The sequence below is a fragment of the Nonomuraea jabiensis genome, assembly GCF_014204795.1.
Taxonomy (GTDB): Bacteria; Actinomycetota; Actinomycetes; order Streptosporangiales; family Streptosporangiaceae; genus Nonomuraea; species Nonomuraea jabiensis.
In genome coordinates this window covers 7,825,147-7,839,867 of record NZ_JACHMB010000001.1, presented here as the reverse complement: position 1 = coordinate 7,839,867, position 14,721 = coordinate 7,825,147, and the positions used below count along the sequence as shown (strand labels likewise).

Sequence of the window (14,721 nt, the reverse complement as noted above, 5' to 3'; positions counted from 1 at the left end):
TGCTTAGCAGACTTTGCTGGTGCTTATGGACGAGCTGATGGAGCATGGAGGCACGTCGCCTGAAGAAGGGTTTCACCATGGACCTCGCCGCCCTCGACGCGCTGGTCGGCCGGCTGCCCCGCAGGCGGATCGGCTTCTACCCGACGCCTTTCCACCGCCTGGACAATCTGTCGGCCGCCTACGGGGCCGGCTTCTTCCTCAAGCGGGAGGACCTGGCGGGGCCCGGCACCATCAGCGGGAGCAAGACCCGCCTGGCCGAGTTCATCATCGGCCAGGCCCTGGAGGACGGCGTCACGCACCTCATCACGCAGGGCGTCTACCTGACGAACTCCGGGATGCAGTTCGCCGCCGCCTGCCGGGCCGCGGGGCTCACGCCGATCCTCTTCCTCACCCGGGACGAAGGGCGCCACGGCGAGCTCGCGGAGTACCGCGGCAACCTGCTGCTGAGCAAGATCATGGAGGTGGAGACGCACTACCTGCCCACCCGGGGCGGCGCCTACTGGGACACGGCCGACGAGCAGCAGCGCATCGCCGACGCGATGGCCGCCCGCAAGGAGGAGCTGGCGGGGCAGGGGCACAAGGCGCTGATCGTGCCCACCGGCGGCGCGCACCCGTACGGCTTCGTGGCGCACACGCTGACGTTCACGGAGATGATCCGGCAGGCCGAGGCGTCCGGGGTCCGGCTCGACTACCTCTACCACACCGCGGGCACGGGCACGGCGCTGCCGGGGCTGCTCGCGGCGAAGCTGGTGACGGGGAGCCCGGTCGTCGTGCGCTCCATCGCGATCTGCGACTACCGGCCCGGGAACTGGATCAACGTCGAGGTGGTCGTCGACCGGGTGAAGCACATCCTCAAGCTGCTCGAGGTCCCGGTCCCCGCCGACGAGGTCATCCGCGCCGAGATCGACGTCGACGAGCGGTTCATCGGCGAGGACTACGCGGTGCCCTCGCCGGAAGGCGTCGCCGCCATCAAGGAGCTGGCCCGGTCGGACGGCGTGTTCATGGGGCCCGTCTACACGGGCAAGGGGTTCGCGGGGCTGCTCGACCACGTACGGTCGGGGCGGGTCGAGCCGGGCCGGAACGTGGCGTTCCTGCACACCGGGGACACCGCCAACCTGTTCGAGATCCCGCAGGTCGTCGGCGACGTGGCGGGCGGCCGGTGATCGCGCGTCAGGAGCGGGGCGACAGGCGGAAGACGCGCAGCTCGCGGCCGGAGCGCTCGGTGTAACCCTCATACAGCGGCCAGAAGCGGGTGAGCGCCTGCCAGGCCTGCTCGCGGTCGGCTCCGGCGAGCAGGGCGGCCGTGACGGGGATGACCCGCCCGCGGAAGGTCACGGTGGCCTGCGGGGTCTTGAGCAGGTTGCCGCTCCAGGCCGGGTGGTGCTCCCTGCCGAAGTTGCTGCCGACCACCAGGAACGTGCCGCCGTCCTCGGGCAGGCAGGCCAGCGGGCTCTCGCGCTGCTGCCCGGACTTGCTGCCGGTCGTGGTGAGCAGCAGGTGGGGGATCATCTGGTCCCCCATGAGCACGCGGCCGCCGGTCACCCGGTTGACGAAGCGATCAAGAGGCGGGACGATCTTGGGCGCGACCCGCGCGAAGCCTCTCGTGCCCGCGAGCCACTGGAAGAACGGGCGGAGCGCGGTGCTGACGCGTGCCATGAAACCGCCGCTGGACTGCTGCTGCTCAACCACGGTGCCCTCATGTCCTCGGTGCGCTGCTGACGGGGGCCAAGGATACTGCCCAACCAAGCGATTGGTCTACTCGGGCAGGCCGGCCGGGCGGTCGACCCGGTAGACGTAGTGGGCGCGCCCGTGGATCGGGTTGTCGGGCTCCAGCTCACCCTCGGCCACCCGGCGCATCCCGGCCTTCTCCAGCGCCCGCCACGACGCGCGGTTGGCCGCCGAGACGGGGACCAGCACGCAGGACGAGCCGGGGATCTCCGCCCAGGTCCGCTCGATCACCGAGCGGATCATCTCCGGGCCCAGGCCCCGGCCGACCTGGCCGGGATCGCCGATCAGGTAGTCGATGCTCACCGCGCCGTCGGGGACGGGGGTGAGCGTCGACAGCTCGGCCAGATAGCCGGGGTAGTCCGCGTACCGCGACCGCTGGACCAGGCCGAGCGGCCGGCCGTCGAGGAACACGAGCAGGTCCTCCGACGGCTCCTCCCCGCGGGCGGCGGGGCCGAAGTCGCGGGTCACCGCCTCCATCGAGGTCTCGTGGTTCCACCACAGCGCCACGTGCGGCTGCTCCAGCCACGTACGCAGCAGGGGGAAGTCCTCCTGGCCGAGCCGACGCCATGTGATCATCAGGACGCTCCGGGGGTGTGGTGCCGGCGGTAGTAGCGGGCCTGGCGGTCACGGTGACCGCACGAGGGGTGGCACCAGCGCCGGCGGGAGTGGGTCTGGACGAAGAACAGGGAGCAGCCGGGGCCCTGGCAGCGGCGTACCCGATCCGCCTGGGGGCCGGTCAGCAGCTCGACGCAGCAGGTGGCGATGCTCCCGAGCACGGCCGCGGCGCCGGTGACGGTGCCGGCCCGGCACGCGGCCGGCGCGCCGCCGCTCCAGTCGAGCCGCAGGTACGTCGGCGCCGCCGCCGTGAAGTCGTTGACCCGCTCGACCAGCGCCGCGTCGGGAACGCGCCCCTCGACGGCGGCCGACAGCAGGGCGTGCACGCAGTCGCGCAGCATCCGCACCCGGGCCGCGTGCGGACCCATGGGGACCGCGACCCCGTGGCGCTCGGAGACCTCGGCGAACCACTGGCCGACCCGCCGGGCGTCCGGCAGGAAGTCGAGCCGCGCCGCCCCCGTGCCGTACAGCGTGTTGGCCAGCTCCACCGCGAGAGGTTCCGTCCCGAGGATCGGGAACTCGGCTGCCGTCATGATGCTGACGCTAACAGAGCGCCGCAACCGTCAGCATCTCGTTTATAGGGGTAGCAAGTCCCTGTACGGGGATATAACTTGGCGGCCGTGGAGGAACGCACAGGCAGGACCGGGCGGCGGCCGGGGGCCTCGACCACCAGGGAAGAGATCGTCGCGGCGGCGGCCAGGGCCTTCAGCGCGGTCGGCTACGAGTCCACCAGCATGCGCCAGGTGGCCGCGGACGCCGGCGTGGACCCGGCGCTCGTGCGCCGCTTCTTCGGCGGCAAGGAGCAGCTGTTCAGCGCGGTCGTGACGTCGGTGTTCCAGCCCGAGCAGGCCGTGGCCATGCTGCTGGACGGGCCGCGCGGCAAGCTCGGGGAGCGGCTGGCCGGCTACGTCTTCGGCCTGCTCGGCGCGGTGGACCAGCCGGGCCCGGTGCTGGGCCTGATGCGCTCGGCCGCCACGAACGCGCACGCCGCCGCCATGATCAGGGAGTTCCTCGCCAACGACATGCTCGGCAAGGTCACCAGGAAGCTCGGCGTGGACCAGCCGGAGCTGCGCGCGGCGCTCGCGGCCGGCCAGCTCGTGGGGCTGGCCATCGCCCGCTACGCCGTACGGGTGGACGCGCTGGTCTCCTCCTCGCCCGACGAGCTCATCGCCTGGGTGGCGCCGACGCTGCAGCGCTACCTCACCGGCCGAGCCCCCTGACGGGCGCTGCGGCTCATCCGGCCGGGCTGGTCGGATCGGTCGGGCTCGCCGGGATGGCGCCGAGGGCGAGGAGGAGGTAGTGGCGCTGGCGCAGGGTGAGGTCCCCGATGCTGGCGCCGCTGACGATCCTGCCCCTGCGCAGGATGCGGGTGATCTCGGTGGCGCTGCGCCCGGGCAGGGCCCGCAGCACCGTCTCCACGTCGGCCCCGATGGTGGCCAGGTCGGTGCGCGACAGCAGGGCCTCCAGACCGAGCCGCCCGGCCGCGACGGCGGCGCGCAGCTCACCGGGCGTCATCGGTCCGGGCCTGGTCGACGGCTCGGGCCCCGACGACGGCCCGGACGACGGCCCGGACGACGGCTTGGGCCCGGTCGAGGGCTTGGGCCCGGTCGAGGGCTTGGGCCGCGGGGACGGCGGGCGCGGCTGCGGGGCGGGCGGCCTGCCCACCTGGCGGGCGGCCGCGACGGGTACGGCCGGGGCGGGCAGCCCGCCGACGAGCATGGTCTGAGCGACGACCAGCAGGCCGCCCACGGCCAGCACGCCGGTCGCCACGACGGCGACCTGTCGGCGCGGCAGCCTGCCACTGGCGCGGGCCATCTGCAGCCCCACCATCGCGGTACGCAGCAGCACGCCGGTGAGCACGCCCAGCAGGATCGGCACGCTCTGCGGCGGCAGCGGAGCCACGCTGGCCAGTACGACACCGGCCGCCGGGCTGAGGCAGGCCAGCGCCAGCCAGGGAGCCAGCGGCTTGCGGGCCAGATCGAGCATGGCCGTCAGCGCGACGCCTTCACCGGCCGAGTGGATCATGAGCGCGGCCACGACGATGATCGAGGCGGCCAGCACCAGGGTGGCGCCCTCGATCATGCGGTGCAGGCTCAGCGCGACGGCGGTGCCCACTCCCCCGTACACGGCGGCGCTGACGGCCTGCTCGACCCGCCGGTGCATGCCGGGGGCATGCCGGGCGCGCCGGCCCACGTCGTGCTGGTGCGCGCACCCGTGGCGGGTGAAGTGCGTGATGACGACGTACCCGAACAACCCGGCCAGCGCCACCAGCCACACGGGCACATGGGTCGCGACGGCCTCTCGCCAGGCGTCGGGCATCACGTCGGTCAGGGCCGTGATGAGCATGAGCGCCGAGGCGACGGCCAGCCAGACGCTGATCCGGTCGGCCTTGCGCTGCGCCAGGTGCGCGCCGGCCAGCGTGGACAGGGCCACCAGGCCCACGGCGGCCCACACGGTCCAGACCGGCATGGCGGCCCCCATGGCCGCGTCGTTCGCCGGCGACTGCAGTAGTGGCCCCCCGAGCGGCAAGAACATGTGACGGCCTTTCTGGCTGGTGTGCGGTGATCGATCACTGAGCCGCGAAAGGGCCGGTGTGCGTGGCGTGGCCGGGCGTCGCGACGTCCTCCAGGACCGTGCGCAACCGGCCGAGCTGGGTGTGCAGGCTGTCCTGCAGTTGCCGCCCGTGGTCGGCGAGGACGGCGTCGAACTGGTTGAACTGCTCCTCGATGGCCTCCTGATAGGCCAGGCGGGCGGTCCTGGTCAGCGCCTCGGCCGCGGCGGCGGCATCGAGCCGCACCCGTTCGGCGCCGGCGCGGGCCTCGGTCACGATCTGGCGCGCCTCCTCCCGGGCGGCCTCAACGGTCTCGCGCGCCTCATGCCGCGCGGCCTCGACGGTCTCCCGCGCTCCCTGCCGGGCGGCCTCGATGGTCTCCCGCGCGCTCTCCTCCGCGGCGGCCAGCAGGTCGGCCGGGACGGGGGTGGCGGCGGCGAGACGTTCGCGCAGGTGGGCGTTGTCCTGCCAGAGCAGGCTGATCGTGGTCTCCACGGTGGACAGGAACGCGTCCACCTCGGCCAGGTCGTAGCCGGCCCGCAACCTGACCACCGTGAAGACCTGGTGGTGCACGGCCGTGGGGGTCAGCAGCGTGAGCTGGCCGGGGCCGGCGGCCTGGGCCGGCACGGTGACGAAGCCGTCGCCGGCGGGATGGCCGTGCGGGATCGGGAGGCCGTAGACGTGGTCTTCGTGCTCGATGTGCATGACGGAGTTTCACCGAACCTTTCACCGTCAGCGCTGGAGCGGCCGGGGCGCGCCCGCACCGGCCCCGGGGCATGGAGGAGTGCCCCGGATCGGGGGGAACCGGTGCGAAACCTTGACCGTCCAACCAGGCATCTTATACGCACAGTAGTTGACACGTTACCGTCTGCTTAAACATGAGAGCAGCCGCTCACAGGTAAAGGCCGCTTCGCTGTGACGAGGGTCACATCCACGGCCTGTCCCCTAGGGCCCGCCCCGACCGTCCTCCTGCCGAGCAACCGGCTACGAGGAAGGATCAACGTCATGGGCAAGCTGATCGTCATCGAATTCGTCTCCCTCGACATGGTTATCGAGGACCCGGACGGGGCGGACGGGACGCCGTGGGGAGGCTGGGCCTTCCGGTACGGGCCCGAGTCGGTGGCCGGCGACAAGTTCGCGCTCGGCGAGCTGCTGGACACCGGGGCCATGCTGCTGGGCCGCGCCACCTGGCAGCGCTTCTCCCGCATCTGGCCCGGCAGGGACGACGAGTTCTCCCGCAAGATGAACGCCATCCCCAAGCTCGTCGCCTCGCGCTCGCCGGACGGCGTGGAGGCGTGGAACAACTCCTCCCTCCTGCGGGGCGACCTGATCGAGGAGGTGGCCGCGCGCAAGCCGGCACGGGATATCGTGGTCGCCGGCAGCGGCAGCGTCGTGGCCGCGTTGCGGGCGCACGACCTGGTCGACCAGTATCGGCTGCTGGTGTTCCCGACCGTGCTGGGCCGGGGACGCCGCCTGTTCGACCAGCCCATCGGCCTGGCTCTCGAGTCCGCCGAACGCGTGGGTCAGGCCGTCCGCCTCGTCTACGGCCGCGACGCGGCGGCGTGAAGGAGACCACCGTGAAATACGCACTGCTGATCAACGAGCGGCCCGGAGCCTACGACGGGCTCACCGCCGGCGAGCGCGCCGCCATCACCGCCGAGTACGTCGCGCTGATGCAGGACGAGCGCATGATCGCGGGCGAGCGGCTCCAGCCGGCCGAGACCGCGACCACCGTACGGGTCCAGGGCGGCCGGACGCTGATGACCGACGGGCCGTTCGCCGACACCAAGGAGATCTTCGGCGGGTTCTACATCGTCGAGGCGGACGACCTCGACGACGCGCTGGAGCTCGCCGCCCGCGTCCCCGCCGCCCGCCTCGGCGGGTCGGTCGAGGTACGGCCGTTGGTGGAGCGGTAGCCGGTGCTCGAGGAGATCTTCCGCGACCAGTGGGCCCGCGTGTTCGCCGCCCTGGTGAGCTACACCGGCGACGTCGACGTGGCCGAGGAGGCCGCGCAGGAGGCGTTCGCCGTCGCCGCCGAGCGCTGGGCCCGCGACGGGGTCCCGGACAACCCCGGGGCCTGGCTCGTGGTGACCGGGCGCCGCCGGGCGATCGACCGCCTGCGCAGGGACCGTACCCATGCCGACAAGCTCCGCCTGCTGGACCGGCCGGAGCCGGGTGAGGAGGTGACGATGGACGAGTCGGCGGTCCCCGACGAGCGGCTCGAACTGTTCTTCCTGTGCTGCCATCCGGCACTGGCGAACGAGGCCCAGGTCGCGCTCACGCTGCGGGCCCTGGGCGGCCTGTCCACCGCGGAGATCGCCCGGGCGTTCCTGGTGAGCGAGGAGACGATGAAGCGGCGGCTCTCCCGGGCGCGCGACAAGATCCGGGCGGCCGGCATCCCGTTCGGGATCCCCCGGGAGCACCTGCTGCCGGCCCGCCTGGAGGCGGTGCTCTCCGTGCTCTACCTCATCTTCAACCAGGGGTACGGCGACGGCCGCGCCGACCTGGCGGCCGAGGCCGTCCGGCTGGCCCGGATCCTGGTCGAGCTCGTGCCCGGCGAGCCCGAGTCCGCCGGGCTGCTGGCGCTGATGCTGCTGCACGACTCGCGGCGCGCCGCCCGGGTCCGCGACGGCGAGATCGTCCTGCTGCACGAGCAGGACCGCGGCCTGTGGGACGCCGCCCGGATCGAGGAGGGACAGGCGCTGCTCGACCGCGCCCTCGCACTCGGCGGCCGTGGCGCCTACGTGGTGCAGGCGGCCATCGCCGCGCTCCAGACCGAGGAGCGGATCGACTGGCCGGCCGTGGCCGCGCTCTATGACCGGCTGCGGGAGCTGACGGGCTCGGCCGTGGTCGAGCTCAACCGCGCGGTGGCGGTCGCCGAGGTCGAGGGGCCGCGGGCGGCGCTGGCGATCGTGGACGCGCTCGACCTCGACGGCTACCGGTACTTCCACTCCACCCGGGCCGAGCTGCTGCGACGCCTGGACGACGCTGAGGGGGCGCGGGCCGCGTACCGGAGGGCCCTCGACCTGTCCACGACGGAGGCCGAGCGCCGCTTCCTCACCCGCCGCCTGGGCGATCTCTGACCCGACCAGTCGCGGGTGCGGCCAAGTTGCGGGTGCGGCCAGGTCGAGTGTGAGCGACCCTCCGGGGTGGGGCGAACGTTACGGGTGGGAGGACGGTGAGAGGGTGTCGGGGTTGAGCAGGAGGTCGGCGTGGTCGCGGGTGGTGCGGATGACGGCGGCGTTGGGCTCGTCGACCTCGGCCACCCAGCGCGCGGCCTGTGAGGGGGTCTTGCCGAACTGGATGTGCCGCCTGGTGAGGCGGTCCAGGCGGACGCGGTCGTCGATCTCGGCGTACCAGACCTCGGTCATGGCCCCCCGCACCCGCCGCCACGTGTCGTCGTCGGCGAGGAGGTAGTTGCCCTCGCTGACCACCACCCGCGCGGCCGGCGGCACCGGGATGGCGCCGGCGATCGGCTGCTCGATCTCGCGGTCGAAGGACGGGGCGTAGACGACGGTGCCGGTCTCGGCGCGGATGCGGTGGAGCAGCGCCAGGTAGCCGTGGGCGTCGAAGGTGTCCATGGCGCCCTTGCGCCGCAGCCGCCCGAGGCGTTCGAGCTCGACGTCGGCCAGGTGGAAGCCGTCCATCGGAACCCACACCGCCGGCAGCCCGGCTGAGGTGAGGTTCCGGGCCAGCCAGCCGGCCAGCGTGGACTTGCCCGCGCCCGGGCATCCCGCGATGCCGACCACGACGCGCTCGCCGGAGGCGGCCAGCCCGCGTACCCGCTCGATCAGTTGCGCGCCGGTCACCCGACGCCTCCGGCGAGTGGGGCTACCGGGAAGCGGTGGGCGCCGGACGGCTGGGTAGGGCTCAAGATTCTTCTCCAATACGGAAATGTCGGCAATGAGCTGCAGCCTATCCACGCCGGCATCCGGTCCCTGGCGGTCGATATACCCCATACCCCTACAATGTTTCTCCCCTCTACTAAGGAGCATCGTATGGATCACAGCGAGCACCACCATGCCCACCATGAGGCCCCGCCCGCGGCCACGTGGGGTATGGCCGCGCAGGCGACCCTGCACTGCCTGACCGGCTGCGCCATCGGCGAGGTGCTGGGCATGGTCATCGGCACCGCCGCCGGCCTGTCCAACCTGGTCACCGTGGTGTTGTCCGTCGCGCTGGCGTTCCTGTTCGGCTACGCGCTGACCATGCGGGGCGTGCTGCGGGCCGGCGTCGACTTCCGCACCGCGCTGAGGGTGGCGCTGGCCGCCGACACCATTTCCATCGCGATGATGGAGATCCTGGACAACGGGGTGATGCTGATCGTGCCGGGCGCCATGGACGCGGGCCTGTCGAGCTGGCTGTTCTGGGTGGCGCTGGCGGGGTCGCTGCTGGTGGCCTTCGTGCTGACGACGCCGGTGAACAAGTGGCTCATCTCCCGGGGCAAGGGCCACGCGGTGACGCACCAGTACCACCAGGGGCACTGAGCGTTCAGTCGCCGTGCCACGAGCGCCAGAGCTCCGCGTACGTGCCGCCGGCCGCGACCAGGTCGTGGTGCGTGCCGAGCTCGGTGAGGCGGCCGTCCTGCATGACCGCCACCCGGTCGGCGTCGTGGGCCGTCTGGAGGCGGTGGGCGATGGCGATGACGGTACGGCCGTCGAGCACGGCGGCCAGGGCGCGCTCGGTGTGGCGGGCGGTCCTCGGGTCCAGCAGCGCGGTGGCCTCGTCGAGGATCAGCGTGTGGGGGTCGGCCAGCACGACGCGGGCCAGTGCCAGCTGCTGGGCCTGCGCGCCGTCGGGCCGGTGGCCGCCGGGGCCGAGATCGGCGCCCAGGCCGTCCGGGAGGTCGTCGATCCAGTCGGCGCCGACGGTGGCGAGGGCCGCGCGCAGCTCGGCGTCGGTGGCGGAAGGGGCGGCGATGCGCAGGTTGTCGCGTACCGTGCCGAGGAACACGTGGTGTTCCTGGGTGACCAGGACGACGCGTTCGCGCAGGCGGCCGGGGTCAAGGGCGGCGACGGGGACGCCGCCCACGGTGACGCTGCCGGTGCGCGGAACGTCCACGCCCGCCAGCAGCCTGCCCAGCGTGGTCTTGCCCGCGCCCGAGGGCCCGACGATCGCCAGGCGCTCGCCGGGGCGGACGGTCAGGTCCACCCCGCGCAGGACGTCGGGGCCGCCCTCGTAGGCGTAGTGGACGCCCGCGGCCACGAGCCGGTCGCCGTCCGGTACGAGCTCCGGCCCGGCGGCCGGCGCCGGCCGCGGGACCAGGGCGAGGCCCTCGACCCTGGCGAACGACGCGCCGCTGCTCTGCATGCCCTCCAGGTGCAGGAGGATCGTGTCCAGGGGCTGCCCGAGCTGGCGCAGGTAGAGGGCGGCGGCGACGACCGTGCCGAGGGTCATGGAGCCGTTCGCCATGAAGCCGCCGACCAGCAGCACGCCGGCCACCGGGATCGCGTACGAGACGTCCACGACGGGGAAGAGGACGCTGCGCAGGAACAGGGTCCGGACGCGGGTCCGGCGGCACTCGCCGATCGCCGCCTGGCAGGCCGTGATGCGGCGGTGTTCGAGGCGGAGCGCCGCGACGGTGCGGGCGCCGGCGGTGGTGGCGGCGAGCTGCTCGGCGAGCGCGGAGTTCGCCGCTCCTTCGGCCAGGTACGCCGGGACCGCGCGGCGCAGATACCAGCGGGCGGCGAACCAGATGCCCAGCAGGCCCAGCACCCCGCAGGCGCCCAGGCGCGGATCGAGCACGAACACCGCGGCCAGGATGAACGCCGCCTGGACCGCGGCGATGAGGACGTCGGGACCGGCGTCGCGCAGCGTGGCGCCGACCGCGGCCACGTCGGCCGTCCCCCGGGTGGTCAGGTCGCCCGTGCCGGCCCGCTCGACCACCGAGACGGGCAGGTCGAGGGCGCGTTCGGTGAACCGTTCGCGGATGCGGGCCAGCGTGCGCTCGCCGAAGCGGTGGCCGAGGTGGCTCGCGTAGCGGGACAGGACGAGCTGGACCAGGGCGGCGGCCAGGATGGCCAGGGCCAGCCGGTCCACGGCGGCGGCCCCGGCGCCGGACTTGACCGCGTCGATGATCCGGCCGAGCAGCCACGGCCCGGCCAGCCCCGCGACGGCGGCCAGGGCGTTGAGGGCGATCATGGCGGCGAAGGCGCGCCCGTCCAGGCGGATCAGGCGCAACGCCGCCCGCCGCACCAGGCCCCGCTCGGCGACAGGCAGGGATCCGGTCATCCCATGGCCTCCTCGGGCAGGGATCCGGTCATCGGGCGGCCCGCTCGGATGGTGTGCTGGGCTCGTCGTCACGTGACACCAGCAGGCGGTAGCCAGGGTGCTCGCGCAGCAGTTCGCGGTGGTCGCCGGCCGCCGCGACCGAGCCGTCCACGAGGTAGTACACCGTGTCCGCCCGGTCCAGCAGCAGGGGCGAGGTCGTGCTGACCACCGTGGCGCGGCCCCGACGCGCGTCACGGAGCCGGGCGGCGATGGTCGCCTCGGTGTGGGCGTCCACGGCGGAGGTGGGCTCGGCCGCCAGCAGGATCTCGGGGTCGGCCAGCAGGGCCCGGGCCAGGCGGACGCGCTGGCGCTGCCCGCCGGACAGGTTGCGGCCCTGGGGGTCGATGGCGGAGTCCAGCCCGTCCGGCAGCCCCCGGACGATGTCCTCGGCCATGGCCGCGTGGACGGCCCGGCCCACGGCCTCGTCGCCGGGGTGGTACCTGCCCGCGACGACGTCCCGCAGCGTGCCGGCGAACAGGTCCGCCTCGTTGTCGGCCAGCAGGATCCGCTCGCGGACCCGTACCGGGTCGATGGTGTCGAGCCGGATCCCGCCCCAGGTCACGGCCGACGCGGTGAAGCCGGCCAACCGGTCGAGCACCGCGGCCGAGTCCCCCGGGCGGGCGCTGACCAGCGCGGTCAGCCTCCCCGGGGCGATCTCGACGCCCGAGACCGGGTCGCGCAGCGCCGCGGGCGACGCGGGCGGGTCCGCGTCGCCGCCGGTGACGTCCGGTTCGAGGGTGAGGAAGTGGATGACCCGGCGGGCGGCCACGAGGCCGCGGCTGAGGCCGTAGCCGCCCTCGATGAGGTTCGTGACCGGCACCACCAGGACTCCGGCGTACCCGTACACCGCGACCAGCTCGCCGGTGGTGATGTCGCCCTGCGCCGCCATGCGGGCCGCCAGCCACGTCACGGCGCCGAGGAACACCGTGGGCAGGCCGACCCCGAGGGCGTGGATCCAGCTGGTGACCGCGCCCACCTGGTAGCCCTTCTCGCGCAGCTCCTGGGAGCCGCGCCGGTAGCGCTCGGCGTACACCTCCTTGCCGCCGATGCCGTTCAGGACCCGCAGCCCTCCCGCGATGTCCCCGAACCGGGCGGCGAGCTCGCCCTGCCGCAGCCGGTACGCCGTCTCGGCGCCGCGCAGCCGTCCCAGCAGCGGCCCGAGCAGCACGACCAGCAACGGCACGCCCAGCAGGACCACCGCGGCGAGCAGCGGCGAGACGGCCAGCAGCAGCCCGGCCACGACGACGTACGCGAGCACCGCGCCGACGCCGGGGCCCGTGATGGTCAGCGCGTCGGCGATCAGGGCGGCGTCGCCGAACCCGATCGTCACCACCTCCCCGGCCGTGACCTTGCGCGGGAGCGCCGCGCCCAGCCGCGTCGCGTGCAGCACCACCACCTGTACGGTGCGGAACGCGGCGTCCAGCCGGACCCTGGTCATCGTGCGATGGCGCATGATCGCCAGCCAGGCGTTCAGCGCCCCGACACCGAGCACGGCGGCGGTCCAACCGGCCAGCGCGGGCCTGTCTCCCGGAGCCAGGCCGTCGTCGATGGCGCGGGCCAGGAAGTACGGCGGCAGCGTCAGGCAGACCATCCAGGCCGAGCCCAGCGCCGCGCCGACGGCGATGCGGCCGGGCTGCCTCCTGACCAGCCACCACAGGTACCGTCCGGCGCTTCGGCGGTCAGGGGTCCCGGGGTCCACGATCTTCACCCTATTTGACCGATCGCCGGAAGGATGATGGGGTGCCTGCCAGCGTCGCGGTGCGCCCGGCAAGCAGATCGCCGAGGGCATGGAGGCGCCGGATCATGGGACGACCATGGAAACACCCGACGGGCGCCTGGTGGCGTTCGGCAATCAGTTGATCGACGTGCACCTCTGGCTGCGCGAGCAGCTTGCCGCGCTGCGCGAGGACGTCGAGGCCCATCTCGCGGGCGGCGCGCTCCCCCGCGACCTGCGTACCCACTGCCTGACCTTCTGCTCCGCGCTGGAGCGGCACCACACCGGCGAGGACGGCGGCGCCTTCCCCGTGCTCGCCCGGAGCTTCCCGGAGCTGCGCCCCGTGCTGGAGGAGCTGCGCCGCGACCACCGGCTGGTGGAGGACTCCCTGCGGCGGTTGCAGCTGCTCCTCGCCGAGGCCGTCGACCCGGTCCGGGTGCGCGGCGAGCTGGACACCGTCGCCGCGCTGTTGGAGACGCACCTCGTCTACGAGGAGAAACGGATCGTCGCGGCGCTCAACGCGCTGGACGCCCCCGAATGGCACCGGGCCCGGCCCGCGTTCCTGCGGTCGGGCGAGACGTGATCAGCGGCGGAGCTTGTACCGGATGGGCAGGTGCTTGATGCCGCCGACGAAGGTCGTGGCGGTCCATTCGGGCCGGCCGGCGAGCTCGACGCTCTCCAGGCGCGGCAGCAGCTCGGCGAACAGGGCCTTCAGCTCCATGCGGGCCAGCGCCGCGCCCAGGCAGTAGTGCACGCCGAACCCGAAGGCCAGGTGGCGGTTGGGGTCGCGGCCGGCGTCGAAGGTGAACGGGTCGGCGAACACCTCCTCGTCGCGGTTGGCCGACGGGTACGACAGCAGCACCGACTCACCCGCCCTGATGTCCACGCCGTTGAGGGTGGTGTCGGCCGAGGCCGTGCGCATGAACTCCTTGACCGGGGTGACCCAGCGGATCATCTCGTCGACCGCGAGCGGCAGCAGGCCGGGGTCCTCGCGGAGCCGGGCCAGCTGGTCGGGGTGTTCGATGAGGGCATGCAGGCCGCCGGCGACGGTGGAGCTGGTGGTGTCGTGGCCGGCTGAGGCGATGATGACGTAGTAGGAGGCCGTCTCCACGTCGTTGAGCGGCTTGCCGTCCACCTGGGCGTTGGCAATGGCGGAGGCCAGGTCCTCGGTGGGGTGGGCGCGGCGGGCGGCGGTGAGCTGCTGGAAGTAGGCGAAGAAGTCGAGCAGCACCGCGAACTGGTCCTCGGCGGTGTCTCCCCGCCTGGTCTCCGCGTCCGCGCCGCCGAACAGCTCCTGGGTGAGCTTGAGCATGCGGGGGAAGTCGGACTCGGGCAGCCCGAGCAGGGAGAGGATCACGTACAACGGGTAGTGCACCGCGACCTGGGTGGCGAAGTCGCATTCGCCGCCGTAGTCGGCCATCCGGTCCACGTAGCGGCGGGCGAGCTCCTGGATCCGGCTCTCCATGGCGCGCATGGCCTTGGGGCGGAACCAGTCGGCGCCGATGGCCCGGACCACGCGGTGGTCGGGGTCGTCCATGTGGACCAGCGTCTTCAGCTGGACGCCCTGCGCCGCCTGCTGCCTGGCGTGCTCCTCGAACGCCTTCTTGCCCAGGACCGGGCGTGGCGCGCTGAGCCAGAGGGCGTTGTCGCGTTCGACCCGCATGATGTCGGCGTGCCGGGTGACGGCGTAGAAGGGCGTGTACTCGGGCGCCTCCACGAGATGGACCGGGGCCTCCCGGCGCAGCAGGGTGAGCCCCTCGTGCAGCCGCGGCTCGTCGGCGTAGGCGAGGGGGTCGGCCAGCATGAGCCCCGCCTGCTCGATGGTCATGTTCATGATTGATTC

At 73.2% G+C, this 14,721-nt stretch carries 16 protein-coding genes; 7 read left to right on the top strand and 9 right to left on the bottom strand.

The window, feature by feature from the left end:
• The first annotated feature begins 44 nt into the window (after window positions 1–44).
• Complete coding sequence (locus HD596_RS35820; protein ID WP_185073930.1) at window positions 45–1,163, top strand: 1-aminocyclopropane-1-carboxylate deaminase/D-cysteine desulfhydrase; 1,119 nt, start codon at window positions 45–47, stop codon at window positions 1,161–1,163.
• Between the two features lie 7 nt (window positions 1,164–1,170).
• Here HD596_RS35820 and HD596_RS35815 read toward each other — a convergent pair whose 3' ends face one another.
• From HD596_RS35815 to HD596_RS35805, 3 genes are all read right to left on the bottom strand, one after another.
• On the bottom strand, window positions 1,171–1,689 hold the full coding sequence (locus HD596_RS35815) for a nitroreductase family deazaflavin-dependent oxidoreductase (RefSeq protein ID WP_313045650.1): 519 nt from the start codon (window positions 1,687–1,689) through the stop codon (window positions 1,171–1,173).
• Window positions 1,690–1,755: 66 nt separating this feature from the next.
• Complete coding sequence (locus HD596_RS35810; protein WP_185073929.1) at window positions 1,756–2,304, bottom strand: GNAT family N-acetyltransferase; 549 nt, start codon at window positions 2,302–2,304, stop codon at window positions 1,756–1,758.
• Window positions 2,304–2,876 carry a CGNR zinc finger domain-containing protein gene (locus HD596_RS35805; RefSeq protein ID WP_185073928.1) on the bottom strand — a complete coding sequence of 191 codons (573 nt, stop codon included), beginning with the start codon at window positions 2,874–2,876 and terminating at the stop codon, window positions 2,304–2,306. The genes HD596_RS35810 and HD596_RS35805 overlap by 1 nt, the downstream gene beginning before the upstream one ends.
• Window positions 2,877–2,963: 87 nt before the next feature.
• Here HD596_RS35805 and HD596_RS35800 point away from each other — a divergent pair, with 87 nt between their 5' ends.
• Window positions 2,964–3,563 carry a TetR/AcrR family transcriptional regulator gene (locus HD596_RS35800; RefSeq protein WP_185073927.1) on the top strand — a complete coding sequence of 200 codons (600 nt, stop codon included), beginning with the start codon at window positions 2,964–2,966 and terminating at the stop codon, window positions 3,561–3,563.
• A gap of 13 nt (window positions 3,564–3,576) precedes the next feature.
• Here the strand turns inward: HD596_RS35800 and HD596_RS35795 are convergent, their stop codons facing one another.
• Entirely contained in the window at window positions 3,577–4,878 is a 1,302-nt protein-coding gene (locus HD596_RS35795) for a ZIP family metal transporter (protein ID WP_185073926.1), read from the bottom strand.
• Window positions 4,879–4,912: 34 nt separating this feature from the next.
• Window positions 4,913–5,599: a DivIVA domain-containing protein gene (locus HD596_RS35790; RefSeq protein ID WP_185073925.1), complete on the bottom strand. Its 687-nt coding sequence runs from the start codon at window positions 5,597–5,599 to the stop codon at window positions 4,913–4,915.
• Between the two features lie 300 nt (window positions 5,600–5,899).
• On the opposite strand from HD596_RS35790, the gene HD596_RS35785 reads away from it, so the two are divergent.
• Genes HD596_RS35785 through HD596_RS35775 form a run of 3 tightly spaced genes read left to right on the top strand, consistent with a single transcriptional unit; the run spans window position 5,900 to window position 7,977 of the window.
• On the top strand, window positions 5,900–6,460 hold the full coding sequence (locus tag HD596_RS35785) for a dihydrofolate reductase family protein (protein WP_185073924.1): 561 nt from the start codon (window positions 5,900–5,902) through the stop codon (window positions 6,458–6,460).
• Between the two features lie 11 nt (window positions 6,461–6,471).
• On the top strand, window positions 6,472–6,810 hold the full coding sequence (locus tag HD596_RS35780; RefSeq protein ID WP_185073923.1) for a YciI family protein: 339 nt from the start codon (window positions 6,472–6,474) through the stop codon (window positions 6,808–6,810).
• A gap of 3 nt (window positions 6,811–6,813) precedes the next feature.
• Window positions 6,814–7,977 carry an RNA polymerase sigma factor gene (locus HD596_RS35775; RefSeq protein ID WP_185073922.1) on the top strand — a complete coding sequence of 388 codons (1,164 nt, stop codon included), beginning with the start codon at window positions 6,814–6,816 and terminating at the stop codon, window positions 7,975–7,977.
• Window positions 7,978–8,055: 78 nt separating this feature from the next.
• On the opposite strand, the gene HD596_RS35770 is transcribed toward HD596_RS35775, so the two are convergent.
• Entirely contained in the window at window positions 8,056–8,703 is a 648-nt protein-coding gene (locus HD596_RS35770; protein WP_313045645.1) for a nucleoside/nucleotide kinase family protein, read from the bottom strand.
• A gap of 189 nt (window positions 8,704–8,892) precedes the next feature.
• On the opposite strand from HD596_RS35770, the gene HD596_RS35765 reads away from it, so the two are divergent.
• Window positions 8,893–9,381, top strand: coding sequence for a DUF4396 domain-containing protein (locus tag HD596_RS35765; RefSeq protein ID WP_185073920.1), 489 nt, complete (start codon window positions 8,893–8,895; stop codon window positions 9,379–9,381).
• A gap of 4 nt (window positions 9,382–9,385) precedes the next feature.
• On the opposite strand, the gene HD596_RS35760 is transcribed toward HD596_RS35765, so the two are convergent.
• Window positions 9,386–11,125 carry an ABC transporter ATP-binding protein gene (locus tag HD596_RS35760; protein ID WP_185073919.1) on the bottom strand — a complete coding sequence of 580 codons (1,740 nt, stop codon included), beginning with the start codon at window positions 11,123–11,125 and terminating at the stop codon, window positions 9,386–9,388.
• Between the two features lie 28 nt (window positions 11,126–11,153).
• Window positions 11,154–12,863 carry an ABC transporter transmembrane domain-containing protein gene (locus HD596_RS35755; protein WP_313045643.1) on the bottom strand — a complete coding sequence of 570 codons (1,710 nt, stop codon included), beginning with the start codon at window positions 12,861–12,863 and terminating at the stop codon, window positions 11,154–11,156.
• A 115-nt stretch (window positions 12,864–12,978) separates the two neighbouring features.
• On the opposite strand from HD596_RS35755, the gene HD596_RS35750 reads away from it, so the two are divergent.
• Window positions 12,979–13,461 (top strand): hemerythrin domain-containing protein, encoded by a 483-nt coding sequence (locus HD596_RS35750; protein WP_185073917.1) that lies wholly within the window; start codon window positions 12,979–12,981, stop codon window positions 13,459–13,461.
• Here HD596_RS35750 and HD596_RS35745 read toward each other — a convergent pair whose 3' ends face one another.
• Window positions 13,462–14,712 carry a cytochrome P450 gene (locus tag HD596_RS35745; RefSeq protein ID WP_185073916.1) on the bottom strand — a complete coding sequence of 417 codons (1,251 nt, stop codon included), beginning with the start codon at window positions 14,710–14,712 and terminating at the stop codon, window positions 13,462–13,464. It lies immediately after the preceding gene.
• Window positions 14,713–14,721: the final 9 nt, after the last annotated feature.